This window comes from Collimonas sp. PA-H2 (genome assembly GCF_002564105.1).
In the GTDB taxonomy this organism is placed as follows: Bacteria; Pseudomonadota; Gammaproteobacteria; order Burkholderiales; family Burkholderiaceae_D; genus Collimonas.
Genome location: NZ_PDBX01000001.1, coordinates 2,506,951 through 2,532,949, shown reverse-complemented (window position 1 = coordinate 2,532,949; position 25,999 = coordinate 2,506,951). Strand labels below are relative to the sequence as shown.

Annotated in this window: 21 protein-coding genes; 9 read left to right on the top strand and 12 right to left on the bottom strand. The window is 62.0% G+C overall.

The features are described 5' to 3' along the window. Window positions 1-49 precede the first annotated feature (49 nt). From BCF11_RS11570 to BCF11_RS11550, 5 genes are read right to left on the bottom strand one after another with little or no spacing between them, the layout of a single operon-like run. Window positions 50-889 carry a DUF2861 family protein gene (locus tag BCF11_RS11570; protein WP_098494876.1) on the bottom strand — a complete coding sequence of 280 codons (840 nt, stop codon included), beginning with the start codon at window positions 887-889 and terminating at the stop codon, window positions 50-52. Beyond that, window positions 886-1,548 (bottom strand): response regulator transcription factor, encoded by a 663-nt coding sequence (locus BCF11_RS11565; protein WP_199110832.1) that lies wholly within the window; start codon window positions 1,546-1,548, stop codon window positions 886-888. Before BCF11_RS11565 ends, BCF11_RS11570 begins: the two co-directional genes overlap by 4 nt. Then, entirely contained in the window at window positions 1,532-2,941 is a 1,410-nt protein-coding gene (locus BCF11_RS11560) for a DUF3404 domain-containing protein (protein WP_098494875.1), read from the bottom strand. The genes BCF11_RS11565 and BCF11_RS11560 overlap by 17 nt, the downstream gene beginning before the upstream one ends. A 53-nt stretch (window positions 2,942-2,994) precedes the next feature. Further along, a complete protein-coding gene (locus tag BCF11_RS11555) occupies window positions 2,995-5,187 on the bottom strand; it encodes a prolyl oligopeptidase family serine peptidase (RefSeq protein WP_098494874.1) in 2,193 nt (730 codons plus the stop codon). Between the two features lie 54 nt (window positions 5,188-5,241). After that, window positions 5,242-7,338, bottom strand: coding sequence for a S9 family peptidase (locus BCF11_RS11550; RefSeq protein WP_098497454.1), 2,097 nt, complete (start codon window positions 7,336-7,338; stop codon window positions 5,242-5,244). Between the two features lie 333 nt (window positions 7,339-7,671). Between BCF11_RS11550 and BCF11_RS11545 the strand changes: the two genes are divergently transcribed. The 4 genes from BCF11_RS11545 to BCF11_RS11530 all read left to right on the top strand — a co-directional run bounded on the left by BCF11_RS11545 (window position 7,672) and on the right by BCF11_RS11530 (window position 13,051). Then, on the top strand, window positions 7,672-8,424 hold the full coding sequence (locus BCF11_RS11545; protein WP_098494873.1) for an N-acetyltransferase: 753 nt from the start codon (window positions 7,672-7,674) through the stop codon (window positions 8,422-8,424). Between the two features lie 3 nt (window positions 8,425-8,427). Further along, window positions 8,428-9,189, top strand: a complete 762-nt coding sequence (locus BCF11_RS11540; protein ID WP_098494872.1) for a 2-keto-4-pentenoate hydratase — start codon at window positions 8,428-8,430, stop codon at window positions 9,187-9,189. Then, window positions 9,186-11,657 carry a DEAD/DEAH box helicase gene (locus BCF11_RS11535; protein WP_098494871.1) on the top strand — a complete coding sequence of 824 codons (2,472 nt, stop codon included), beginning with the start codon at window positions 9,186-9,188 and terminating at the stop codon, window positions 11,655-11,657. Before BCF11_RS11540 ends, BCF11_RS11535 begins: the two co-directional genes overlap by 4 nt. Window positions 11,658-11,797: 140 nt before the next feature. Next, complete coding sequence (locus tag BCF11_RS11530) at window positions 11,798-13,051, top strand: DEAD/DEAH box helicase (protein ID WP_098494870.1); 1,254 nt, start codon at window positions 11,798-11,800, stop codon at window positions 13,049-13,051. Between the two features lie 7 nt (window positions 13,052-13,058). Here BCF11_RS11530 and BCF11_RS11525 read toward each other — a convergent pair whose 3' ends face one another. Continuing rightward, complete coding sequence (locus tag BCF11_RS11525; RefSeq protein ID WP_098494869.1) at window positions 13,059-13,484, bottom strand: type II toxin-antitoxin system HigA family antitoxin; 426 nt, start codon at window positions 13,482-13,484, stop codon at window positions 13,059-13,061. Further along, complete coding sequence (locus tag BCF11_RS28620) at window positions 13,481-13,783, bottom strand: type II toxin-antitoxin system HigB family toxin (RefSeq protein ID WP_098494868.1); 303 nt, start codon at window positions 13,781-13,783, stop codon at window positions 13,481-13,483. Before BCF11_RS28620 ends, BCF11_RS11525 begins: the two co-directional genes overlap by 4 nt. 351 nt (window positions 13,784-14,134) lie before the next feature. On the opposite strand from BCF11_RS28620, the gene BCF11_RS11515 reads away from it, so the two are divergent. Beyond that, window positions 14,135-15,166 carry a Glu/Leu/Phe/Val dehydrogenase gene (locus BCF11_RS11515; RefSeq protein WP_098494867.1) on the top strand — a complete coding sequence of 344 codons (1,032 nt, stop codon included), beginning with the start codon at window positions 14,135-14,137 and terminating at the stop codon, window positions 15,164-15,166. 133 nt (window positions 15,167-15,299) lie between these two features. On the opposite strand, the gene BCF11_RS11510 is transcribed toward BCF11_RS11515, so the two are convergent. Next, on the bottom strand, window positions 15,300-17,450 hold the full coding sequence (locus BCF11_RS11510; RefSeq protein WP_098494866.1) for a TonB-dependent siderophore receptor: 2,151 nt from the start codon (window positions 17,448-17,450) through the stop codon (window positions 15,300-15,302). A 305-nt stretch (window positions 17,451-17,755) separates the two neighbouring features. On the opposite strand from BCF11_RS11510, the gene BCF11_RS11505 reads away from it, so the two are divergent. Next, window positions 17,756-18,292, top strand: coding sequence for a methylated-DNA--[protein]-cysteine S-methyltransferase (locus BCF11_RS11505; protein WP_098494865.1), 537 nt, complete (start codon window positions 17,756-17,758; stop codon window positions 18,290-18,292). A 31-nt stretch (window positions 18,293-18,323) separates the two neighbouring features. On the opposite strand, the gene BCF11_RS11500 is transcribed toward BCF11_RS11505, so the two are convergent. Then, a complete protein-coding gene (locus tag BCF11_RS11500; RefSeq protein WP_158229180.1) occupies window positions 18,324-18,920 on the bottom strand; it encodes a DUF4399 domain-containing protein in 597 nt (198 codons plus the stop codon). 81 nt (window positions 18,921-19,001) lie between these two features. Next, complete coding sequence (locus BCF11_RS11495) at window positions 19,002-20,177, bottom strand: geranylgeranyl reductase family protein (protein ID WP_098494863.1); 1,176 nt, start codon at window positions 20,175-20,177, stop codon at window positions 19,002-19,004. A 357-nt stretch (window positions 20,178-20,534) separates the two neighbouring features. On the opposite strand from BCF11_RS11495, the gene BCF11_RS11490 reads away from it, so the two are divergent. Beyond that, window positions 20,535-21,851: an HAD family hydrolase gene (locus tag BCF11_RS11490; protein ID WP_098497453.1), complete on the top strand. Its 1,317-nt coding sequence runs from the start codon at window positions 20,535-20,537 to the stop codon at window positions 21,849-21,851. Between the two features lie 156 nt (window positions 21,852-22,007). Continuing rightward, complete coding sequence (gene phnD, locus BCF11_RS11485) at window positions 22,008-23,018, top strand: phosphate/phosphite/phosphonate ABC transporter substrate-binding protein (protein ID WP_098494862.1); 1,011 nt, start codon at window positions 22,008-22,010, stop codon at window positions 23,016-23,018. Between the two features lie 37 nt (window positions 23,019-23,055). Here the strand turns inward: phnD and BCF11_RS11480 are convergent, their stop codons facing one another. Together BCF11_RS11480 and BCF11_RS11475 are read right to left on the bottom strand one after the other, a co-directional pair. Further along, window positions 23,056-24,492 carry a heavy metal sensor histidine kinase gene (locus BCF11_RS11480; RefSeq protein WP_098494861.1) on the bottom strand — a complete coding sequence of 479 codons (1,437 nt, stop codon included), beginning with the start codon at window positions 24,490-24,492 and terminating at the stop codon, window positions 23,056-23,058. Further along, the gene (locus BCF11_RS11475) at window positions 24,489-25,169 is read right to left on the bottom strand and encodes a heavy metal response regulator transcription factor (protein WP_098494860.1); all 681 of its coding nucleotides are present in this window, start codon (window positions 25,167-25,169) and stop codon (window positions 24,489-24,491) included. Before BCF11_RS11475 ends, BCF11_RS11480 begins: the two co-directional genes overlap by 4 nt. Window positions 25,170-25,308: 139 nt before the next feature. On the opposite strand from BCF11_RS11475, the gene BCF11_RS11470 reads away from it, so the two are divergent. Then, complete coding sequence (locus BCF11_RS11470) at window positions 25,309-25,938, top strand: hypothetical protein (RefSeq protein ID WP_098494859.1); 630 nt, start codon at window positions 25,309-25,311, stop codon at window positions 25,936-25,938. The last annotated feature ends 61 nt before the right edge of the window (window positions 25,939-25,999 follow it).

The window sequence follows — 25,999 nt, the reverse complement described above, 5'->3', positions numbered from 1 at the left end:
TTCTTTGATTGTCAGAGGAATGTAAAAATACAGCGGCCATGTTGAAGACTTAATTTCCTTTGTCCTGCAGCGGGCCACCCAGCCGGTGTGTCACCCGTACCGTCAGGCCACCGCGCGCTTCGGCGCGGATCACGGAAATATCTGTCCACAAGGACTCGGCATCGCTTCGGTGCGGCCATTGCAGCTGGTCCGGCTTATTGGCGCGCTGCCACCACACCATGTTGAAATCCGGCCGGTGCAGCAGCATCTGTTCCACCCACGGTATCGGACAGGCAGTCTCATGTTCCGGCAAGCGCAGCTTGACGACGCCGCTTTCGCGGCTGATCCAGTTGAGCGCGCTGCTGCCCGGCAGCGCCAGCGGCTGACGCCAGGTTGTGCCGCCCGAGCTGATACTGAGCTGATACACGCCAGGCGGCAAAGGCTCGCCCAGTTCCTTGCTTTCCAGCCTGAACTCGTCGTCAGCCTCATAGTTGGCCGGCGCCTCCGTCAACAGCGCTTCGCCGTCGGGCATGAGCAAGGAGACGCGCAAGTCGCGGCGGCTGCTCTTGCCGCTCAGCTGGACCAGATAGATACGATTGAGCGGGATGTCGCGCTGGACCATCGCCAGGATCGGACTATCCAGCCAGGCCGGCACGACGACCGGGATATCGTTGCCGCACTGGCGCGAAATCAGCGCGCCCAGGCCGGCTTTCCAGGCGGCGCGCTGGGTCTCGCTGTTGAGCCTCGGCCAGCGTGCTATCAACTGCTGCCATGCGGCTGGCGCATTGTCGCTCAGCAAAGCGTGATAGACCGGTTCCAGCAGCGTGTCCGGCAGTTCGGCGCGCGCCGCGCCGGCGCTGAAACATAGCAGCAGGCTCAGTACGGCCAGGCGGCAGGAACCTGGTCTCATGCCAGCCTTTCCAGGCGATAACCGACGCCGCGCACGGTTTCGATAGGAACGCCGGGGAGCTTCTGGCGTAACTGCAAGATATGCGTATCGACCGTGCGGGTCGATGGAAAGTGCTGGTAGCCCCAGACCTGGTTGAGCAGTTCGTCGCGCGTGAAGACGCGGCCGGCCATGCGCACCAGCATCGCCAGCAGCGCGAACTCGGTGTTGGTCAAGCTGACTTCCCGCTGCTGCCACAGAACGGCATGGCGCGCCGGGAACAATTGCAAGGCGCCCGATTCCAGCTGGCCCTCGCCCAGCGGCCGCAGCTGGGCCCGGATCCGCGCCAGCAATTCGACATGGGAAAACGGCTTGCTGAGGTAATCGCGGGCGCCGGCTTCCAGTCCGGCGACGCGGTCGCTGACGGCAATCCGCGCCGTCAGGACAATTACCGGCAAGGCCTTCTGCGCCAGCCATTGCGGCAGGAAACGCAGGCTGTCGCCATCGGTCAGCTGACGGTCCAGGATCACCAGGTCAGCCTGGCGCCAGCGGGTCGCAACCGTAGCGGCATCGCGCAGCCAGACGCAGGTGAAACCCTGTTGTTGCAGAAATTGCTGCAAACCCGCGCCCAGGGCAGGGTCATCTTCGATCAACAGCAGCGATGCGTTAGGATTGTGACTCACACGGCAACTCCAAAGTGAATGTGGTGGGAGGGCCGCTCAGGCGGATTTTTCCTTTGAGCCGCTTCATTACGCGACGGACGATGGCCAGGCCGAGCCCCATGCCGGGACCGGACAGGTCGCTGCGCTGCATGCGCGCCAGCCGGTATTCTGCCAGCACGCCGCCGTCGCTCACACTCAGGCGCAAGCAGCCTTTGCTCCAGCTGGCGCAGAGACGCACCGGCGCCGCGCCGTAACGATAGGCATTGTCCAGCACATTATCCAGGCACAGGTTGATCCAGTACAGCGGCAACGCCAGCTGGCGATCCTGCGCCATGCAGAGCTGCAAGCCCTGGCGCTGCCCGGCGACCGCACCCAGCCATTCGCTCAGCGACACCCAGGTGGGCGCCTCCAGGATCTCACGCTGGTCGTCGGCATTGAGATAATGGCGGCTGGCGTCGGCCAGCTGGCGCATGCGCTGCACACCGTCGGCAAGCCGGCCGAAGCCGGTTTGCGCACGCTCCGGCAGGGCATCGAAATCGTGGCGGAATGCTTCGACGATATTACCCAGGTTGGCTATCGGCGTCCGCAATTCGTGGGTCAGCATCTGCAAGATGAATTGCTCGCGCTGGCGCCGCCGGCGGCGTTGCCACCACATATTGCCAGGCGCGAAAACGATCATCACTGCGGCCGCCATCAAGATCCAGACCCGCCATCTGTCGATCGCGGAAACGCTATTGGCGCAAATGGCGCCCAGCACCAGATCGCAGCGCTGGCCGGCCGCCTGCAGCTGCAGATCGGCCTGGCGCGCCAGCGGCTGCCATACATCGGCGTCATAGCGCCGCCATACCTGATCGTGCTCCCACCAAAGCACATTGCGTTGCAACAACCAACGCTGGCCGCTGACCACCGCATCGAGGTTGTCGTCCGACAAGCGGCCGAGCCCGGCAAAAGCGTCGAGGCGTTCGCGCACATGCAAATAGCGCTGCAACATGGGCGCCGCTTGCGGATGGCGCGTCAGGTAATGCCAGGCGTAGCTGCCACCCAGCGGATGAATCGCATGAGTGGCGAACCAGCTTTCCGGCAGTGTGGTCTGGTCGCACACCGCTTGTTCGAATTCGCGCGTTGCCGCCGGCACGCCTTCGAGCGTGCCGCTGCATTGCCGGCGAAAACGGTAGATCTGGGACAAGACCGGCAGCGCAAAGCGGCCGAAGGCGGGATACAGCGAGGCTGGCTGGATCAGGGCCACATTCAGCTGCTGCAGCTCAAGGAATTCCAGCTCGCCGCTAGGGGTAGTGTGTTCGAGCGATGCGGTAAAGCGATCCAGCGCTTGCTCGACCGCAGCAAGCGCAAGAGGGGACAGCAGCGCCGTCAGCAGGAAAACCGCAAGCTGCCTGCGGCGCCCGCGGGGGCGCATGTTGGTTCTACTATCCCCGCTGGTCAAATTTCCTCCATTGCCGATAGCGCAACTCAGCTATCGTTCTGTTTCGCCTTTCCCATCTGCCACAACAGGAAACTGTAGATATCCGCGGACAGCGCATAACGCTGGGTGGCGGTGCTGCCTATGCCATGGCCGGCTTGCATGTCGAGCCGCAGCAAGACCGGTTTGCCGCTGCTGGTGGCGGCCTGCAAGCGCGCCGCGGTCTTGGCGCTGTGCCAGACATCGACGCGCGGATCGTTCATCCCGTGCACCAGCATGACGGCAGGATAAGCGGTATTGTCCTTGATATTATGATAAGTGCTCATTTCCAGCAAGGCTGGAAATTCCGCCGGATTGCGGGCGCTGCCGAATTCGGAAATATTGGTGATGCCGTTGGCGCTGTCTTCGGCGCGCACGGTATCCATGATCCCGACATTGAAAATGGCGGCCGCAAACAGCTCCGGCGCGCTGGTCACGGTGCGGCCGACGAAGATGCCGCCGGCGCTGGTGCCCATCACGCCCAGCGTCTTGGGCGTGGCGTAGCCTTCGGCGATCAGGTACTTGGCGCAGGCGATGCCGTCTTTCCAGGTATTCGGCTTGGTCGACTTGAAGCCGGCCCGGTACCAGTCGTCGCCGTAGACGCCGCTGCCGCGCACATTGGCATACGCCAGCACACCGCCGCGTTCGATCCAGGCCATGCTGGCGGGCGAGAAGTAGGCGGTCTGCGAAAAGCCATAGGCGGCATAGCCGTCCAGCAGCGTCGGATTGCTGCCGTCGCGCTTCAGGCCTTTCTTGTACAGCAGGGTCATCGGGATCATGGCGCCGTCGTAGCCAGGCACCTTGACGTCGACCACTTCCACTTGCGGCAGGCTAGGCATGGGTGGATTGACGCGCAGGCCGGGGTCGCTGGAGACCTTGCCCTTCAACAGCAGGGTGCGCGGCAATTCGGTCCAGCCATTCAGGGTGTACAGCACATCGCTGTAGGCATGGGCCGGATCGTGCTGCAGGCTGGCGGCGCCCTTGAACGGCGCTGGAATGCTCTGCCCCTTGACGTCGCCGGCCGCATAGCGGCGCAGCACGATCGAGGTGCCCTCGCGTATTTCCGCGATCAGGGCGTCACGCGTCAGCGCAAATTTTTCCAGCACGGCGTCGGCCGGTGCGGCGGCGACTTCGCGCGCCAGCTTCAGCTCTGGATGGCGCAGATCCAGCTTCAGCACGCGGTTGCGCGGCGCGCCGGCGTGGGTCAGCAGGTATAAGTCATTGCCCTTGAGGTCGACGTCGGTGATCTTGTCGTCGAAGCCGGAGATTTTTTTCCACGTGACTGTCGGCTTGCTGAGGTCGGCGACATCGGCGACGAACAGATAGCCCTCAGGCAAGGTGGTGTCGGTGGTGCGCGCAATCATCCAGCGGCTGCCCGGATTGAAGATGATGGTGCCGACGTCGAGACGAGCCAGGCCAAGATCGGTAGTAACAGTCGGGCCGAACACCGGCTTGGCTTGCGCTTCCGCAGCGCCGACTTTCAGCCACATGACCTTGCTATCGAGATAAGTCTCGGAATCGGCATCGCCCGGCTTCAGCGTCTTGAGCTGGTTGTAGGTGAGCGACTTGCTGTCCGGCAGCCAGCCGATCAGGGCTTCGTGCACGCGCGGAATCGGCTCGCCCACCGTTTTGCCGCTTTGCACGTCGAGAATGTACAGCGAAGCGTCTTCCGAGCCGCCGGCGGACACGCCGTAGGCGACATGCTTGCCATCCCAGGCCGGCACGAAGTAATTGATCGCATGCGGCACACCGGTGCGCTTGGCTTCCAGTTCAGGATCCACCAGCACCCGTTCCGCGCCCTGCAGGCCGTCGCGCGTCATCAGCTTGAACTGCTTTTCGCCGCGGCCGCGCTTCAGGTAGTAGATGTGATCGCCGGGCATGCGCGTCACCGAGCGGATATCGTCGCCGGTGGCGGCCGAAATCTCGGCGATGCGCTGTTCCATCAGGCTGCGCAGCCCGATGCGGTCGAGTTCCTTGCGGCTGCTGTCGCCCTGCTCTTTCAGCCAGGACTGGACCTTGGGATCTTTGACATTTTCGAAATAGCGGTACGGATCTTTTACCGTGACGCCATGCAAGATGTCGCTGACGTCCTGCACCGGCGCAGCGGTGACGGCGTGCGCGGCGACAGGTGCGGCCAGGATGGCGGCGGCAATCAGCAGCGAGGGAAATTTGAGTGGTCGCTTAACCAGTGTATGCAATGACATGAATAATCCTGCGTGAGTTAATCAAAGTAGAGCTTTCTTCTTGTAAAAAAACGCCTATTTCTTGCCGGACGGGGTGATGCCCCATTGCGACAACATCCACGCCATCTCGAATGATCTCTCCTTGATGGCGTCATAACGCCCCGAGGCGCCACCGTGGCCGGCGCCCATGTTAACTTTCAGCAGCAGGGTGTTGTGATCGGTTTTCATGGCGCGCAGCTTGGCGGTGTACTTGGCCGGTTCCCAGTACATGACCTGGCTGTCGTTGAGGCCGGTAGTGACCAGCATCGCCGGATAATCCTTGCGCGCGATATTGTCGTAGGGCGAGTAGCTGCGCATGTAGTCGTAGGCAGCTTTCTCGTTGGGATTGCCCCACTCCAGGTATTCGCCGGTGGTCAGCGGCAGGCTGGCGTCCATCATGGTGTTCATGACGTCGACGAACGGCACCGCCGCATGCACCGCATGGAACAACTCGGGACGCATGTTGGCGACCGCGCCCATCAGCAGGCCGCCGGCGCTGCCGCCTTCGATGATCAGGCGCTGCCGGCTGGTCCAGCCTTGCTCGACCAGGTATTCGGCGCTGTCGATGAAATCGTTGAAGGTATTCTTCTTGTTCATCAGCATGCCGTCATCATGCCAGTGCTCGCCCATGTCGTTGCCGCCGCGGATATGCGCCTCGGCGAACACCACGCCGCGGTCCAGCAGGCTGACGCGGCTGTTGGAAAAAGCGGCCTCGGCCGGAATGCCGTAGGAACCGTAGGCGTACAGCAGCAGGGGCGCCGAGCCGTCCAGCTTGATGTCCTTTTTGGCGACGGTCCAGAGCGGCACCTTGACGCCGTCGCGCGCCTTGGCCCACAGCCGCCTGGTTTCGTACAGCGCCGGATTGTAACCCGGCACTTCCTGCTGCTTCAGCAGCTGCCGCTTGCCGCTTGCCATGTCGACATCGAACACCGTCGGCGGCGTCACGGGCGACTGATACATCAGGCGATACTGGCGCGATGTGAATTCCGGCGTGCCGCCCGCGTGCGAGGTGTAGACCGCCTCATCGAACTGCACTGTCTTCCAGCTGCGGCTGGCGAAATCGTAGATGCGCGAGCGTTCCTGGGCATCGGACTTCTCGCTGACCACCAGGAAATCGCGGAACAGTTCGATCGCTTCCAGCAAGACATCGGGATCGTGCGCGATCAGTTCCTTCCAGTGGGCCTGGTCGGGCGTCGCCAGCGGCGCCGTCACCAGGCGGAAATTTTTGGCGTCCTTGTTGGTCAGGATGAACAGCTCGCCGTCGCGGTGATCGACATGGTAGCGGTGGCCGCTTTCGCGTCCCAACACCGAACGGAAACTGCCTTGCGGCTGGTCCGCCCCCAGCAGGCTGACTTCGGTAGTATCGGTGCTTTGCGCTTCGAGTTCGATGAACTTGCGGTCGCTACTGTTGCCGACGCCGATATTGAACTGCTCCACCGTCTCGCGATAGACCTCGGCCGGCTTGCTGCCGAGCTTGAGGCGTAACAGCAGATCGGAGCGCTTGGTGGTGGCGTCTTCCTGCACCAGGAACAAGGTCTGGCTGTCGGCCGCCCAGGCCACGCTGGTGACGCGTTCGACGCTATCGGCCAGCAGCTTGCCGCTGCTCAGATCTTTGACATGCAGTTGGTATTGACGATAACCGGTGGTATCGGTCGAGTAAGCCAGGTAGCGGTCGTCGGGACTGACGGCGAAGCTCTCGACCTCGAAAAATTTCTTGCCCTTGGCCAGCTGGTTTTCATCCAGCAGCACTTCTTCCGGCGCTGCGGCGTCGTAGGCAAAATCGGCGTCGGCCTTGGCCAAGCGGCGGCAGATGATCGGATACTGCTGGCCGGCTTCGGTGCGGCTGTAATAATAGAACTTGCCGCGCCGGGTCGGCACCGACAGGTCGGTTTCTTTCATGCGACCCTTCATTTCGCCGTACAGCGTCTTCGACAGCGGCGCCAGGTCTTTAGTCATGGCCTGGGTATAGGCATTCTCTGCCTTCAGGTAGGCGATCACCTTGGGATTGGTCTTTTCCCGCAACCAGTGATAGTCGTCGCGGACGATCTCGCCATGGCGGCTTTCCTGCCAGGCCTGTTTGGCGGCGACCGGCGGTGTCGGTGGAGATGCGGCGGAAGTGGAAGTAGTGGTCATCAGAGCCAGTATAAAAACGCCCAGGGCAGGGGCGCGTTGCTGAAGAAAGAACATAGTGTACAGATCCTTGTGTGGACAGACTGCGCGCCCGGGTATGCGCGAGCTTCGGACATCATATGCAACTCTGTTGCATATTGCTAAGTTACCTGCAATCTGCCAAAAAAACAATATGCGCGGCAACATATAGCTGCGGACGCGGCCGGGCATCTAGGGCCTGTTAACACTGTGTTGGGAAGTGTGTTCCAACCAAAACGTGTTAACAGGCCCTAGCGATTCGACCGTACCGGCCGGGGCGGGTAGAATATCTTTCCGCCACTCTCCGCCGCCAGCCAGATGACTATTTCGCCGCCAGACCTGGATCTTGTACGCTCACTAGAAGAACGCGCCCTGAATGCCTGGCCGGCGCTCAAAACAGCGCTATGCGGCGGCTGGCAGCTGCGCCTGGCGGACGGCTACACCAAGCGCTCCAATTCGGCCAATCCCTTGCGCCCGAGCGTGGCGTTCGCTGAAACGCTGCCGCTGGCCGAAAATTTCTACGCCCGCCACAACTTGCCGGCGATCTTCCGCATCACGCCGCTGGCGCCTGCAGATGCCGGGCAAACGCTTGAGAACGCTGGTTATCACATGATCGACCCGACGCAAGTCATGACCGTAGCGCTGGCAGCCAGCGGCCGGCCTGCGCACGATGTATTGATAGAGGCAACTGCCAGCCCCGCCTGGGGCACGGGTTTTGCGCAAGCGAACGGCTTGTCGGCGGCTGTCCAGCCTGCCCATGAGCGCATCCTCGCGGCGATTGCCATGCCGACCGCGTTCGCCACGCTGACGCTGCAAGGCCAGGCTGTCGCCTATGGCCTGGCGGTGGCGGAAGATGGCATGGTCGGCCTGTTCGACATCGTGGTCGCACCGGCGGCGCGCCGCAGCGGGGCCGCGTCCAGGCTGGTGGCAGCGCTGCTGCACTGGGGCCAGGCGCAGGGCGCAAGCAGCGCCTATCTGCAGGTGCATGACAGTAACCAGGCGGCCATCGCGCTCTATCGCAAGCTCGGGTTTACTCCGCAATATCAATATCATTACTGGATCCGGCCTTAAACCATGACGTCTCAGCCAACCCTTGCCGCCGCCATCCTGGCCGAACGCCGCCGCAGCGGCCAGCCGGGTGACCGCCTGCCGCCAGACTTGCGGCCACAGGATGCCGACACTGCCCTGGCAATACAGGCAGGCGTGACGCGGCAGCTGGGCGAACACGTCGCTGCCTGGAAATGCGGCTTGCCATCGGAGGGATGGCCGGTGCTGGCGCCTATCTACGCCGCCAGCGTCCACTGCAGCAGCCCCTGCCTGGCATGGACACGCGGCGGCCAGGTGCGGGTCGAACCGGAACTGGCTTTTGTGCTCGGCCGTGACCTGCCGGCGCGTGCCGCTCCCTACCAGCCAGCAGAGATCGACGCCGCCATCGCCAGCACCCATCTGGCCCTGGAATTGATAGACAGCCGCTATACCGATCCCGCGCAAGCGAGCTTTATTGAGAACCTGGCTGACGGTCTGCTCAACCAGGGACTGTACCTCGGCCCGCAAGTGGATATGGAGCAGGCGCGCAACGCCAGCGAACTGGCGATCAGCATCCATCCCGGCAAGCAGGAAGCCAGGCTGCTGCATGGCCGCCATCCCGCTGTCCAGCCGCGCGCGCCGCTGTACTGGCTGGCCGAATTCCTGCGCAGCCGCGGACAGGGCCTGCAGGCCGGCCAGGCGGTGATCACCGGCTCGTACGCCGGCAGCTTCGAGCTGCCGCTCGCGCAGGACATCGTCATTCAATACGGAGAACTCGGCCGGCTGCAGCTCTCCTTTTCCGCGCGATGAGCGCAGTCGGCCGCTTCCGCCCGCGCCTGAGCTTGCAAACCCTGGGCCGCGGCGACGGCTTGCTGGGCATGCGCCCTTCCGGCCCGTTCGGGCCGCGCGGTCCGAATGTCACGGTGGCGCAGATCACCTGGACCTACGCCACCGACGACGGCTTCCACTGGGAAACCGCCGCGCCCACCACCTTGCTGAATCGCCGCCCGGCCTCATCGCAGACCGTTGAAAACGACAAAGGCCAGCGCCTGCTGGTGCGCGACCTCGGCGCCGAAGCCGACGCCCTCGACCTGGTCTGGGACCTGGGCCTACATCCGCTGCCGAGCGACACCCTGCAATGGCGCAACGAGAAAGCGGAACAGGCTGCCGCCGTGCAGCTGGCCTCGCTATGGACGCTGGTGCAGGAAGATTTTTTCGGCGACTTCTGGGCCGAGCAGTTGCCGGATCTGCAGGCCAAAGGCTGGTCTATCGTGGTGCACCCTGGCTTTGCGCACGAGAGCGTGCCGGTCGACGCCTGGCATCTGACGATCAGCCCCGACACCGGCGAAATCCTGAGCAAGGAAGTCGCCGCCCGCATGCGTGGCCGCGAGCAGACCGTCACGGCCCTCGGCCTGCCGGCCGGCGAAGGTTCCTGGCTGCTGACCCTGGGCATTGAAATCGACGGCGAGATGGTCGACCTGGTGCCGCTGCTGGCGCACCTGCTGCAGCGCGACGGCCGCTGGCTGGACGCCGCCAAGATGGCCCTGATCGACGACCACGCCCTGATCACGCTGCGCGCCCCCGGCGGAAAACGGATAGATGCGCTGGCGGCGCCGCTCAAGGCGATCGTCGGCAGCATGCTGGAATTGCTGAGCGATCCGCTGCGCAAGGAGGGGCCGCTGGCGCTCTCATCCTGGGATGCCTACCGGCTGGAAGCCATGCGCCAAAGCCTGCTCGACACGCAAGCGCAGCGCGCCGGCGCCTATGGCGGCTGGCAGCTGCAAGGCGATGCCGGCTTGCGCGCGCTGGCGCAACGGCTAAGCGGCGCCGGCACGCCGCAGGCGGTAACGGCGCCGGCGGGCCTAGGCATCACCCTGCGCCCCTACCAGCTGCACGGGGTCGCCTGGCTGCAGTACTTGCGTGAACAAAATCTGGCCGGCATCCTGGCCGACGACATGGGACTGGGAAAAACCGCGCAGGCGCTGGCCCATCTGCTGATCGAAAAGCAGACCGGCCGCCTCGACCTGCCGGCGCTGGCGGTGCTGCCGACCTCGCTGATTTTCAACTGGCAGGCGGAAGCGCGGCGCATGGCTCCCAGCCTGCGCGTACTCGCCCTGCAAGGACCGGAACGCCATTGCGATTTCTCCCGCATGGCTGAGTACGATCTGATCCTCACCACCTATCCGCTGCTGTGGCGCGACCGCGCAGCGCTGGAAGCGCAAGTCTTTCACTTGCTGATCCTGGACGAAGCGCAAACCGTCAAGAACGCCACCGCCCGCAGCGCCGGCGCCGTGCGCCGCCTGCGCGCGCGGCATCGTCTGTGCATCACTGGCACGCCGCTGGAAAACCACCTGGGCGAGCTGTGGACCCAGTTCGATTTCCTGATGCCCGGCTTCCTCGGCGACATGCGCAGCTTCACGCGCCTGTGGCGCAAGCCGATCGAGATCGGCGGCCAGACCCTGCGCGCGCAATTGCTGGCGCAGCGCGTGCGGCCCTTCATCCTGCGCCGCCGCAAGGATGAAGTGGCGAGCGAACTGCCGCCACTCAGCGAAACCGTCAAGCGCGTGCAGTTGCAGGGACAACAACGCGACCTCTACGAAAGCGTACGGGTAGCGGCCGACGAACAGATACGCGGCGTACTCAAGCGCAAGGGCTTTGCCGGCGGCCAGATCACCATCCTCGATGCCTTGCTCAAGCTGCGGCAGGTCTGCTGCGATCCCTTCCTGCTGAAACACATGCGGCATGAAGCCGGCATGGAACGCGCCAAGCTGGAGCTGCTGCGCGACATGCTGCCGGCGCTGGTGGCGGAAGGCCGCCGCATCCTGGTGTTTTCCCAGTTCACCGAAATGCTGGACCTGATCGCCGTCGAACTCGAGCAGCTGCAACTGCCCTGGCTGGCCCTGACCGGCAAGACGCCGCCGGCGCAGCGCGGCGACCTGGTCGCGCAATTCCAGAGCAAGACCGTGCCACTGCTGCTGATCAGCCTGAAAGCCGGCGGCGTCGGCCTCAACCTGACTGCCGCCGATACCGTGATCCACATGGATCCGTGGTGGAATCCGGCGGTGCAAGAACAAGCCACGGCGCGCGCCCACCGTATCGGCCAGGAGCAGACGGTGTTCGTGTACAAGATCGTGGTGGAAGGCAGCATCGAAGAACGTATCATCGACCTGCAGGCACGTAAGAGCGCACTGGCGGAAGGTGTGCTAGGCAGCGATGCGGCGCTGCAAACCAAGTTCAGCAGCGAAGATCTGCTGCTGTTGCTAGCGCCCCTGGTCTGAAAGCCAACAGCAATCCATTAATTAGGGTCAGAGTCAAATAAATTACAATAATTCGACTCTGACCCTGATTAAATACGGCGAATTGTTCGTTTGGCGCAAATGGTAAGATGACGACCCTACAAGCTTTACGGCCCGTTGCCATGTCATTTTCCTCTCTGGGCTTGTCCCCTGCCATCCTGCACGCCGTTGCCGAGCGTGGGTATGCCACGCCAACCCCGGTTCAGGTCGCCGCCATTCCGGCAATATTGCGCGGCGCCGATGTCCTGGCCGCGGCGCAGACCGGCTCCGGCAAGACGGCGGCGTTTGCGCTGCCGCTGCTGCAGTTCCTGCAAGACGGCCGTACTGACAAGCCGCGCAAGCTGCGCGTGCTGATCCTGGTGCCGACCCGCGAACTGGCGCAGCAGACCGCGGAATCCATCCGCGCGCTGGCGCAAGCCTGTCCGCATTCCCTGAAGATCGCAGCCTTGTTCGGCGGCGTCTCGATCAATCCGCAAATGATGGACCTGCGCGGCGGCGCCGACCTGGTAGTGGCGACGCCGGGCCGCCTGCTCGACCTGATCGAGCACAACGCACTGAAACTATCGGACGTGGCGTCGCTGGTGCTGGACGAAGCCGACCGCCTGCTGGACATGGGCTTCAGCGACGAAATCACCCGCATCCTGGCGCTGTTGCCGGGGCAACGCCAAAGCCTGTTTTTCTCGGCCACCTTCCCGACTGCGGTGCATGCGTTGGCCGGCCGCATGCTGCACCAGCCGGTGCGCATCGCGGTGCCGGCGCTGGCGCAAAACCAGCCGGATATCGAGCAGCGCGCGATCATGGTCGACGCCGGCCGCCGCACGCAATTGCTGCGCCATCTGTTGAAGGAAAATCAGTGGGGCCGGGTGCTGGTGTTTGTCGCCACCAAGTATTCGGCGGAGCATATCGCCGATAAACTGCATCGCGCCGGCATCAAGGCCGCCGCCTTCCATGGCGAGTTCAGCCAGGGCGCGCGCGATGAAGTGCTGGCGGATTTCAAGGCCAGCAAGCTGCAGGTGCTGGTCGCCACCGACGTCGCCGCACGCGGCATCGACATCGCGCAGCTGCCGGTGGTGCTGAACTACGACCTGCCGCGCTCGGCGGTAGACTACACCCACCGCATCGGCCGCACCGGCCGCGCCGGCAAGAGCGGCATCGCCATCAGCTTCGTCAGCGCCGATACCGAAGCGCACTTCCACCTGATCGAAAAGCGCCATAACCTGAAATGCGAACGTGAACAGATTGCCGGTTTTGAGCCGGTGGATATTGCGACTGCTCCGGCAGCACCGGCCGCTGCCGCCAACGGCGGCATCAAGGGCAAGCGCAAGAGCAAGAAAGACAAACTGCGGGAAGCGGCCGCGCGCGATGAAAACGAATAAATCGCGCTTATAGAAATACCGCGGGAGATACGCCGAAGCGCGCAGCAAGTGCGCGCGCCTGGCGTGCATTGATTTCGCGCTTGCCGCTGAGGATGTCGCTGACCACGGACTGGCCGCCGATTTCAGCGGCCAGGTCGGTCTGCTTCAAGCCATGCTGCTCCATGATGAAACGCAGCACTTCCTGCGGCTTGGCGCCGGGCACGACATAGCGTGTGCTTTCATAGTCGCTGACCAGCTGGCTGACCAGATCGAGAAACTCCATCAGCTCGTGCTCTTCGTCATCGCCCACCACATCCAGCAAGCCATTCATGAAGCCAACTGTCTGATCGTATTGCGCGTCGTCGCGGATGATGCCGATTCTTACCGGCAGCGAATCCTGGAATGTTTTCCAGACAGGCGCAATGGCCGAGGCATCAAGGGTAACTGCATTCATAATCTCTTTCTCCTGAAATTCTTGTTCCAGCAATCGTATTCGGCATGGGTAAGCACTTCCCGGATATACAACTTTTGCCGGTTGTGATGAATCGCGGCGATCAGACGGGAATTGTTGCCGCCGATGTCGAATATCGTAAACGGACAAACATAGTCCGCCGAATTGAACGCATGCCTGATTTCCGTGAAATCCGCAAAGCCGGATGTGCTCACCAATCTGTACCACGCCAGCAAGGATGGCCTGGCCGACGGATGCTTCAAGCAAAAAACTTCAATCGATTTCCCGGAGATGATATGCATGAAGTATTTGAATTATAGCATATTGCTATAATTTGCAATATTGATTGATCAAGGTGTCCATGTAGCGCTGCTCAAGGCGAAGCCCAGCCACATCCTGCATCTTTTACACAATAGAAATATCATTTATGCAATATTTTGAGTACAATCTTAGCCCCGGCCAACGAACTCAATTGAGTTTCACATAGCGATAAATTACACTCACGCCTGCGTGACACAATCACGGCCTTACCCGTCTGCCGGCGCCAACCTGCCGCAGACACCCGTATTACCGACCTTAACCCTAGAGAACAACGGAAAACCATAGCCCGCCCTACCCGGACGCGCGAATGCTATCCGTACGGAGCCAAAAGCATGAGCACCTTCATTTTCAATGAATTGAATTTCGACAACCACGAACAAGTGGTCTTCGTTTCCGAAGAAAAATCCGGCCTCAGAGGCATCATCGCAGTCCACAACACCAACCTCGGCCCGGCCATGGGCGGTTGCCGCATGTGGGACTACGCCAGCGAAGCAGTGGCCGTCAACGACGTCCTGCGCCTGTCGCGCGGCATGACATACAAGAACGCGGTCGCCGGCCTGCCTATCGGCGGCGGCAAGAGCGTCATCATCGGCAATCCCAAGACTGCCAAGACACCAGCATTGTTCGAAGCCATGGGCGAAGCCCTGGAACGCCTGGGCGGCCGCTACGTCACGGCGGAAGACGTCGGCACCAGCCCGGCCGACATGGCGCATATCGCCACCAAGACAAAATATGTTGCAGGCCTGGGCGCCAGCGGCGATCCGTCGCCGTTCACCGCGCTGGGCTGCTTCGTCGGCGCGCAGGCGGCCGTCAAGCACTACCTGGGCCGCGATTCGCTGCAGGGCCTGACCGTTGCCGTGCAAGGCCTGGGCAACGTCGGCTACGACTATGCGCGCCGCTTGCATGAAGCCGGCGCCAAGCTGATCGTCACCGACATCGACCAGGCTGCGCTGGAACGCGCGCGCGCCGAATTCGGCGCCGAAGTGGTGGCCACCGACGCCATCTATGATGTGCAGGCCGACATCTACGCGCCGTGCGCACTGGGCGCCACGCTCAACCCGGCTACCCTGGCGCGCCTGAAGGCCAAGATCGTCGCCGGCGCCGCCAACAACCAGCTGGCTACCGCTGAAGTCGGCGAACTGCTGCGCCGCAAGGAAATCCTGTACGTGCCGGACTTCGTGATCAACGCCGGCGGCATCATCAAGGTCTGCTACGAGTACTACGAAAAGCCGGAAGCCGATGTCGAAGCGCATGTGCGCGAAATCGGCGTGACGCTGTCGGAAATCTTCAAGCGCGCCGATTCGGAAGGCTTGCCGACCAGCGTCGTGGCCGACAAGCTGGCTGAAGCACGCTTCAAGAAGTAAAAAAAGCGGGGCGGAAAATGCATAGCATCTTCCGCCCCGTTTTCTATCCCCGATGCGCGCGGTGTATTTTGACGCGTGCCGACGAAAACTGAAAGCCGCTCTCTGTCGTCGCTACTTCCAGTATTGCCTGTTCTCAAAAAGCGTAACGCGCACTCAGCTCGACGCTGCGCGGCGCACCCGGCAAGATGCCGATGTCATTGTTCGACGAAATGTAATACCGCTTGTCGAACAGATTCTTCAGATTCAAGGCCAGGTTCCAGCCCTTTTGCGACGGATGGTAGTACGCCCCCAGGTCGGTGGTGACGAAGCCTGGGATCCGCACCGCATTATCGATGCTGGCATAATTCGCGCCGCGATATGTCACGCCACCGCCCACCTGCACTCCAGGGATCCACTGGTCCAGCGATTTCAAGGTCCACAGGCTGGCGGTATGACGCGGCGCCTGCGCCAGGGTCTTGCCTTGCAGCGCTGTCGGCGCCGCCGCTGAAGCCAGCGGCGAGGTCACGTTGCCGACTGCCTTGGTGACTTTCGCATTCATGTAGGAATAGCCGGCGATGACTTGCCAGCCCGGCGTCACTTCACCGGTAAAGGTCAGCTCCACGCCCTTCGATTGCTGCTCGCCTACCGGGATCAGGTTGCTGGTGTTGACCGGATCGGTGACCTTGATGTCGGTGCGGGTCAGCTGGTAGATCGCCGCGGTAAACGAGGCACGGCCATCCAGCAGATCGGTTTTGCTGCCGATTTCCAGGTTGCGCGTCTTTTCCGGCGCCAGCTGGGCGTTGTTGAGCGCCAGCGGCGCACTTTCGCTGGAAGGCTGGAACGACTTGCTGAACGAGGCGTAATAGCTCTGCCAGTTGTTCGGCTGCCAGACCACGCCGAAGCGCGGCGACACTGCATTGTCGGTGCGCTGCAGGTCGCGGTTGCTCGGCAGCTGGTCGTCGTATTTCTGGCCGAAGCGGTCGAAGCGCAAGCCGACCAGGGTCTTGATGCTAGAAGTCCAGATGGACAGGCTCTGGGCGTAGACCGCCGCCGTGTCCTGGGTCGCCACGCCGCGGCTTTGCGGCGCGGTCTGCACGGTGAACGGCAGGTCTTTCAATACCGGCGCAAACAGCGAGGTAGTGTAGATATACGGCGCGGCGGTCGAATTATTGATCAGCTGGTACTTGTTCTGTTCGCCCACTTCCAGGCCGACCAGCACTTTATGGCTGGTGTCGCCGGCACGCAGTTCGTGCGTCAGTTCGGTCTGGTTGAACCAGCCATGTTCATCGCGCTGGATATTGCCGCGCCCGAGCGTGACCGTCGGCACGGCCAGCAGATCGTTGACCGAATTGATGCGGGTGTGGTTGCGGTCCAGCTTGTACTGGTAGTAGCGCAGAGTGTTGGTGAGCGCCGTATCCTGGTCGATGCGCAGCTTGTACTGCGCGGTGGAAGCGCGCATGTCGGACACCGTGTAGTCGTTGGCGGCGGCGTTGCGCGCGCCGTAGTACAGGGATGGCGAGACATTCGCCGGCGCGCCGCGGAAGCCGGGCACGCCGAAATCGATGGCGCGGTCCTGGTGCTGGTAGTCGAATTGCAGCAGCAGGCTTTGGCTGCCGTCTTTCCACAGCAGGCTGGGCGAGAGGTCGCGGTTTTTCAGGTAACCTTGGTCGCGGTAGCCGCCGGAATCTTCCAGCGCGCCATCCAGCCGCGCCGCCACCGTATCGGAGACCGGCTGGTTGATATTGAAATCGGTGCGGCGCAGGTAATGGCTGCCCATGGTGACGCCGATTTCGCCGGACTGCGTAAAGCTCGGCTTCTTGGTGATGCGGTTGATCAGGCCGCCCGACGAGCCGCGGCCGTACAGCACGGCAGCCGGGCCCTTGATGATTTCGATGCGGTCGATGTTGTACAGGTCGCGGAAATACTGGGCGTCGTCGCGTACGCCGTCGAGAAAGACATCGGTCAGGGCGCTGAAGCCGCGGATCACGAAGGCATCGCGTTGGCCATCGCCGGTGGCGAGGCCGACGCCGGGAATGTTTTTCATGACGTCTTGCAGGCTGCGCGCGCCCTGGTCGCGCATCAGTTCCTGCGGCACGACGTTGATGGTCTGCGGCACGTCGCGCAGCGGCGCGTCGATTTTCAGGCCGGTGCTGGTGTTGGCAGGCGAGTAGCCGTCGCCATGGGCGCGTTCGGCGCTCACCGTGACGTCGGGCAGCTGCTGCTGTGCTAAGGCGAGTTGGGATTTGACGCCGGCGACGACTGCGCAGGCGGAAGCAATGGCGCGCAAGCGCGTGGTGGTTTTCATGGTGTAGCCAGTGGTGAAGTCTGCTTGACTGGCTGGCTTGAGACGGACTCGGCTGGCTAACTGCAGGAATTAATGAGAATCATTATTATCCATCGGCATATGCTTTTGTAGCGAGGAAATCATGCACTTGATTTATTCCTGTTCCGTTTTTACAACAGCTGCACTGCATGCCGCTGCTGGCGGCACAAGCGGCGCACGATTCGATATGTATCGAATTCGACCGCAAGACTCAGAGTGCATGGAAGCTCATGTATCTGTAAACTGTCGTCATAAGCTAAGTACAGCTATCCGACAGGAGCACCAACATGAATCTATTCCTACACCGCGTCGCCTCGCCCATCGGCGTCATCCTGCTGGTCACCGACAGCCAGGACCGCGTGCGCGCGCTCGACTTCGACGACTATGAGCCGCGCATGCGCAGCTTGCTGAGTACCCACTACGGCCATTACACCCTGAGCGACGCCACCGCGCCATCCAGCGCCGAGCCGGCGCTGCAGCGCTATTTCAGCGGGCAGCTGGATGCGCTGAAAGACATCACCGTCGCCACCAACGGCACCGAATTCCAGCAGCGCGTGTGGGCGGCGCTACGCCAGATCCCGCCGGCGCGCATGACCACCTACGGCAAGCTGGCGCTGCAGATGGGCGAGCACAACGGCGCCCGCGCGGTAGGCAGCGCCAACGCCACCAATCCGGTCGCCATCATCGTGCCCTGCCATCGGGTGGTGGGCGCCGACGGCAAGCTGACCGGCTTTGCCGGCGGCCTGGAGCGCAAGGCCTGGCTGCTGGGCCACGAGCGGGCCGAAGTCGGCGATCCGGAGAGCATGCGCCTGCCGGGTTTCTGAGGCCCGGCAACTGGCCCTGGCGCATCTTGTTTCAGTGCGTCTTGTCCAGCACCACCACCGTAATCTCCTTGCTGGAAATATAGTAAGGCATGTGATTGTGATCGGCGAACAGCAGCCGCAGCGTGTGCTTGCCGGCCGGCAGATCCAGCAGGGTCTCGGTTTCGCCGTTGCCGAAATGCTTGTAGTGCTGATGCTGGTACTCGTTCGGCTTGTCGAACGGGATCGGCGCCTTGATGTCAGCCGGCATCGGCATGTCGATCAGGATGTGATGATGGCCGGTGCCGTGGATATCGCCGGCCGCCACCGGCGACACGCCCATGCCGGTAACCGCGAAGGCAACGCGGAACGGCGAACGCACCTGGTCGCCATCCTTGATGTTGACGAAATAAGCCAGTTTTTCACCGACCGGAAACGGCCGCGTGCGCTCCGACGCATTGATGGTGCTGATGATGGAATCGGTATCGACGCGGGTATCGGCAGCTTTTGCGGTCGCCGGAACCGCTGGCGCAGCCGAGGCATGGGCGCAGGCCAGCGCTGCGCCGGTCAGCAGCGAGAGCGCCAGGAAGGAGCGATAGACGGCGGATTTTTTTACCAGGATTTTGTGGGATGTCTTGCGTTGGGCAGTCATTGAGTTATCCATAGGGCCGGTGTGGGAAATGATGCATGGGGTGCTTGGGTGAAAATCGGATGAACAAGCGGCAGCTGCCGCTCACGCTAGCAGGCTGTCCGGGTCGGGCGCCTTGCTCGGCATCAGCCAGCGCGGAAATCCGAGCACGGTCTTGAGCAGGCAACGGCGGTAGCCCATCTGACCGCTGATCAGGCCGGCGAAATCCTGGTTGATGCGCTGGTTCAGCACCAGATGGGAAAACGTCAGTTTCGGAAAGCGGTAGACCAGCTGCGCCATCCAGTTTGCGGCGCGCAGTTCGGGCAGCAGTTCGCGCCGCAGCAATCTGCTATAGGCCATGGAATCGGCGCGCAAGCCATCCGCGGCGATCGCCCGGGCGGCGAGCGTGGCGCTCTTCAGCGCAAAATAAATCCCTTCGCCGAACAAGGCTTCCGCCAGCCCGGCGGCATCGCCCAGCAGCCACACGCGGCCGCGCTGGAACTGCCGGCGGCGATTGGCCAGGGGAATGATATAACCTTGATATTCGATTTTTCGCGGCCGCTGCAGGCTGGCGTATGCCGCGCTAAAGCGATCCAGGTGCTGGCGCAAGGCGGCGCCGCCGAAAGGTGAGTACACACCTATATTGAAATGGTCGCGCTTCGGGAAGATCCAGCCGTAACCGTGCGGCATGCCGTCGAAGTCGAACAGCGCGCGCTGGCCGAAGCGCTCCAGCACACCTTCCTCGGGCCAGACCAAGGCCTCCAGCGCCGGCACATAAGACACCAGGTCCTTGCCGAACAAACGGTTGCGCACCGCGCTGGCGGCGCCGTCGGCAGCCAGCAGCAAGCGGCTGTGCAGCACTCCGCGGCTGGTCGTCACACTGATTCTGTCCGTGGATTCGACAGCATCGACAAACGCCGTTTCGGGGCAGAAACGCACCCCTTTGGCGCAAGCACGATCCAGCAGCATCTTGTCGAATTCGCTGCGCACCACGGTGCAGGCCGCCATCGGCTGCATTTCCTTGAGCACGGCGTCGCGGTTGCCGTAGGTAAGAATGGCGCCCGCTATCGGCTGGTGCATGGCGGCGCCGAGCTCGAAGCCGAGCAAGTCCATGGCTTTGCGCGACAGGCCGCCGCCACAGACTTTGGCGCGCGGGAAGGCTTGCTTGTCGATGATGGTCACTCGCAAACCCTGCTGCGCCAGCAGATAAGCCAAGTGTGAGCCGGCCGGGCCGGCGCCGACGATCAGGACATCGCTGACAGCGCTGTCGTCAATTGCCATGGCGCGCCGCCGATGCCGGTGAAAGGTAGCCCGCGCGACAGCGGCGGCAAGCCAGAAAGCAACTTCGATCCGGATTTCCCCACGACTTCATCAGCAGCACCTCGCAAAGGTCTGGCCGCGGCACATGCATTGCCCGGCGGAACCATGAGCATAGCTGAAAATCGGCGGACAGGTTGGCATCGGCACAGCTCTTGCGTGTGACGATTGACGCTTTTCTTTTGCAGCTTTATTTGCCGCTCAGCTACGTTTCTAAATAGAAATATGCTAGTGTATTCAGCTGTCCAACTGGCAAGCACAAAAGATTCCAGATGGCAATAATTTGAAATGCATTTCGACTGGCACAGGGAGGCCGCAATCATGAAAAACGTGAAAAAACCGGAAGACACAGTCACTTTACAAAAACGCCGCACACTGCTCACCGGCGGCCTGGTAGCGGGATTGGCCGCCGCCGCGCTGGCGCCGTCGGAACTGCTGGCGAAAGAAGCCAAGGCCGTTGGCCTGAAGTTGGACCGCGCCAAATGGGGCAGCCGCAATCACCAGCAGCTGCAAGCCCTGATCGCGCGCAACGGCAACAGCAGCGCCGACTACAATCCCAAGCGCCGTCCTTACGCGGTATTCGACTGGGACAACACCAGCATCATGAACGACACTGAAGAGGCGTTGTTGATGTACCAGATCAACACTCTCTCCTACAAGCTGACGCCGCAGGAAATGGCCGCGATCATCCGCCAGAACGTACCGGCCGGCCCGTTTGCCGCCGACTTCAAGAACGCCGCCGGCCAGAGCGTCGAACTGGAAGCGATCTGCAGCGATATCGACAGCGACTATCAATACCTGTACGACAACTGCGACAAATTCAAGGGCGACAAGAAGCTGGAAGAAATCCGCGAAACCGTGCAGTTCCAGGACTTCCGCGCCAAGCTGTACTACTTGTACGAAGCGGTCAACGAAACCTATGGCGTCAATGTCGGTTATCCATGGGTGATCTACTTCTTCACCAACATGTCGGTGGCGGAAGTGCAGAAGCTGGCGGAAGCATCCAACGACCACAATCTCGGCCTCGGCCTGGTCAAGACCAAGTACACCAGCCCGGCGGCGCAGCCGGGCAAGGCCGGTATCGTCAGCACCACGCATTTCCACGGGATCCGCCTGTGCACCGAGATCGCCACCTTGATGGATGCCTTGCAGCAGAGCGGCATCGACGTCTACGTCAGCTCGGCCTCGCTGGAAGATGTGGTGGCGGTGTTCGCCACCACGCCGAAGTACGGCTACAACGTCAAGCGCGAACACGTGCTGGGCCTGCGCCTGGAGAGCGCCAACGGCGTCTTCGTCAACCAGTACAAGGCCGGCTGGCCGCTCAACTGGGGTCCGGGCAAGACTGAAGTGATCAAGAAGGAACTGGTAGCCAGCAAAGGCTACGGTCCGGTCTTCGTGGCCGGCGACAGCGATGGCGATTACGACATGCTGCGCGATTTCGCCGACACCCAGCTGGGCATGATCGTCAACCGCATGAAGAAGGGCAAGATCGGCGATCTCTCGAAACTGGCCGCCGAACAGATCCCGGCAGCTGCGCCGCGCTTCCTGCTGCAAGGCCGCAACGAGCAGACCGGCAACTGGATGCCGTCGGAAGCCAGCATCAAGTACGGCAAGAGCAGCGAAGCGCTGCTGGGCTGATCCCGCCTCGCCTCAGGTTTCTGACTTGAGGCAGCCGGTTCCAATATCGGAACCGGCTCACGTTCCTCAGATTCAATTCCATTTGAATTCCCCGGCCGCCCAGTGCGGCCGGTGCTCCATGTTTTCCATCACCTTGAAATAGTCAGATAGGCAATAATGAAGAAATTACTGAAAACCGCGCTCCTGCTGAGCTCCATCGCCATGTATTGCATCGTGCCGCGCGCGATCGCCAAGGACGATGACGGCCCACGCAAGATCACCATCGGCCTGATCGCCACCACCACCATCGAAGATACGCAAAAGCGCTGGCAGCCGGTGATCGACGACTTCGCCAAATACACCAAGATGGAAGTGCGCACGGTGGTTTCCACCAACTACAGCGACATCCTGGCCGGCCTGAAAACGAACACCATCCAGGTGGCCTGGCTGAGCAGCAAGAGCGCGCTGGAAGCGGTGGAAGACAACCAGTCGACAGTGTTCGCGCAGATGGTCAAGAAAGACGGTTCGCACGGCTACAACTCAGTGCTGATCACACCGGCTAAAAGCCCGATCAAATCGTTCGAGGATATCCTGAGCAACAAGGGCGTGTACAGCTTCTACGATGGCGACAAGAGTTCGACTTCGGGTTACCTGGTGCCGGCCTATTACGCCTTCGCCAAGAACAAGGTGGAGCCGGAACGGCTGTTCAAGACCATCGTGGTCGGCAATCACAAGAAGAACCTGCAAGCAGTGATCAACGGCCAGGTCGATGTCGCCACCAACAATACCGAAGAGCTGGACCGTCTGCAAAAGGAAACGCCGGAGCAGTTCAGCAAACTGCGCGTAATCTGGTCGTCGCCGCTGATCCCTAACGATCCGCTGCTGTACCGCAAGGACTTGCCGGCCGCCAGCAAAGCCCGCATTGAAGAGTTTTTCGTCACCTACGGCAAGCCGAAGAATCCGGCCAGCCAGCCTGACGTGCTGCAGAAAATCCTCGACCTGTCGGGCTTCCAGCATTCCACCGATGCCCAGCTGAAGCCGATCGCCGACCTCACCATGTTCGGCCTGCTGCGCAACAATATGTACGACACCAAACTGAGCACCGCGCAAAAGCAAAAAGCCTTTGAAGACATCACCGCCCGCTTCGGCAAGCTGAGCATGGCGCTGGAGATGGCGCGCTTGCGTTAATCAATCCACCTCTGCAACACCTGCGCGAGCCGCTGTCTCAGGCTCGCGCCTTCTGATCTTGCACACGCTCCTGCAGCTGCTGCGGGAAATACAGGCTGAAGCGGATCACCCCGGCGGCCGTACAAGTCACCTCGGCGCTGCCGCCGTGCACCAGCATGATGGCGCGTACAATCGCCAACCCCAGGCCGTTCGATTCCGTGAACTCGCTGCGCGACTTGTCGCCGCGGTAGAAGCGATCAAACAAGCGGTCCAGCTGTTCTTGCGGGATCGGATCTCCCCGGTTTTCCACTTCAATGCAGATGCCTTGCGCCTGCGGCTTGCCGCTTAGACGTATGGTGCTGCCCGGCAGCGCATAGCGTACCGCATTCACTACCAGGTTGCTGACGGCGCGGCGCCACATCACCGGGCTGGCATCCAGCTCGCCGCTGGCCTCGACCACCAGCTTGATATCGCGTTCTTCCGCCACGCCTTCGAAATACTCGGCGATCTTGTGCAGCTCATCGGCCAGCGCCAGCGGCGTTTTCTCGACGGCGAGGCCGGCGTGGTCGGCATGCGCCAGGAACAGAATGTTTTCCACGATGCGGCTCAAGCGCTGCAGTTCTTCCAGGTTGGATTCCAGCACCTGCTGGTATTCGCCGGCGTTGCGCACTTTGTTCAGCGTCACCTGGGTCTGCCCCATCAGGGCGCCGATCGGCGTGCGGATCTCGTGCGCGAGGTCGGCGGAAAACTGCGACAGGTGCTCATAGCCGTCGGACAGCCGGTCCAGCATGGCGTTGAAGGAGGCGGCCAGCAGCCGCAACTCTTGCGGCGCATCCTCTTCGCGCAAGCGTATCGAAATATTGGTGGGACTGACTTCGGCGGCGCGCTCGGCCATCGAGTTCAAGGGACGGAAGCCCCGTTTCAGCACCAGGAAGCCAAGCAGCGCCGCCAGCAGCACCGATACCGCGGCCGCGCCGATCACCTGCCAGTAGTATGCGGAAAGAATATGCGATTCCTGCGTCATCACGTGGGCGCCGACAATCACTACCTTAGTACCGTCGCTGCCTACCTCGGCCTCGGTCGAGATCCAGCGCACGCGTACGCCGTCGGCGCGCTCACCCGCCTGCAGTGCTGCCAGCGTCAGCGGCTGATTAAGGCCGACCGGCTTCATCGCCGGCGGCGTCATGTTATCGGGATTGACGCGCACGAACGGCGCCTGGCCCGGATAGCCGAACATCAGCACATCCTGTTCGCTGCCCAGCATGGTTTCAAACAGCGCCGGCCGGTCTTCCATCTGCTTGACGTTGTAGAGATCGTGCAGCAGCGTGCGGAAATGTTCCACCCTGCCGATCAGTGAATAGTCGGCGCGGGTTTCCAGCGCCTGCCGCGTCGACGAATACAGATACATGCCGAGGCTGGTGACGATGGCGCAGGCGACCAGCGCAAACAGGAAAGTGACGCGCGCGGTCAGCGAAAGGTGGCGCCAGGGCGTCATGGATTTTCCGAGAACATGTAGCCGATGCTGCGCACCGTATGGATCAGCTTGCGTTCGAAAGGATTGTCGATCTTGGCGCGCAGGCGCTTGATGGCGACGTCGACCACATTGGTGTCGCTGTCGAAATTCATGTCCCACACCTCGGAAGCGATGACGGTGCGCGACAAGGCTTCATCCTGGCGCTTGACCAGCAGGTGCAGCAGCAGGAATTCCTTGTTGGTGAGAACGATGTCTATGCCCTGGCGCGTGACTTTGCGGCGCAGCAGGTCGAGCTGCAGGTCGGCCACCTGGAAGAAATCCAGCTCATGCGCTTCGCGCACCACGCCGCGCCGCAGCAGGGTGCGGATGCGCAGCAGCAGTTCGGTAAACGAAAACGGCTTGACCAGGTAATCGTCGGCGCCCAGTTCCAGCCCGTGTATACGGTCGTTCACGTGGTCGCGCGCGGTCAGGAAGATGACCGGCAGATCACGGCGGGCGCGGATCGCAGCCATGATCTTCCAGCCGTCGGTGCCAGGCAGCATGACGTCCAGCACCACCAGGTCATAGGAATTCTCCAGCGCCATGTGCAAGCCATCGCTGCCGTTGCGCACCAGGTCGACCGCATAGCCTGATTCGCGCAGGCCTTTCTTGAGGTAGGCGCCGGTCTTCGGGTCGTCTTCGATGACGAGGATAGCCATGCTGAGTCCTTGATTTAGATGGCCCCATTCTATCAATTCGCTTGTCGAGAAGAATGACAATATTGTCATTCACATGTCACCGATAAGACACTCCGGCGCGCCTAGACTGGGCTTCCCAGCAACCACCGAGACTGATCCCATGACAACTGCACAATTCTTGCGCCGGCTTGTTCCTGCCTTGGCCGCATCGACTTTGCTCGCCTATGGCAGCGTCGCCATCGCCCAGACCGCCGCCACGGCGCCCCCGGTCCGGGTGCGCGCCACGATTGAAAAAGTGAACGCTGACAATCTTGAAGTCAGCACCAAAGCCGGCAAGAAGCTGACCTTGAAACTGGCGCCGGACCTGATGCTGTTCTCGGTCAGCCATGCCGCGATTACCGACATCAAGTCCGACAGCTTCATCGGCAGCGCCGCCGTGCCGCTGCCTGACGGCAGCCTGAAGGCGCTGGAAGTGCACGTCTTCCCGGCCGGCATGAAGGTCGGCGAAGGCCATTACGCCTGGGACCTGGGCAAGAAAAGCAGCATGACCAACGGCACCGTGGGCGATGTGGTGGTGACCAGCGGCCGCACCATCACGGTCAAGTATCCGGATGGCGAAAAGAAAATCGTGGTGCCGGCCGACGTCCCTATCGTCAGCCTCAACAAGGGTGACCGCAGCCTGCTGGTGCCTGGCGCGCATGGCGTGTTCTTTGTCAGCAAGGCAGCCGATGGCAGCGATGTCGTCGGCCGCGCCACGGTTGGCGTCAACGGCGTAGTGCCGCCGATGTAATGCGGTTTTGTAATGCGATTTTGCGGGCGGCGCGGCTGCCCGCATCTCTTCTTGACAAGGC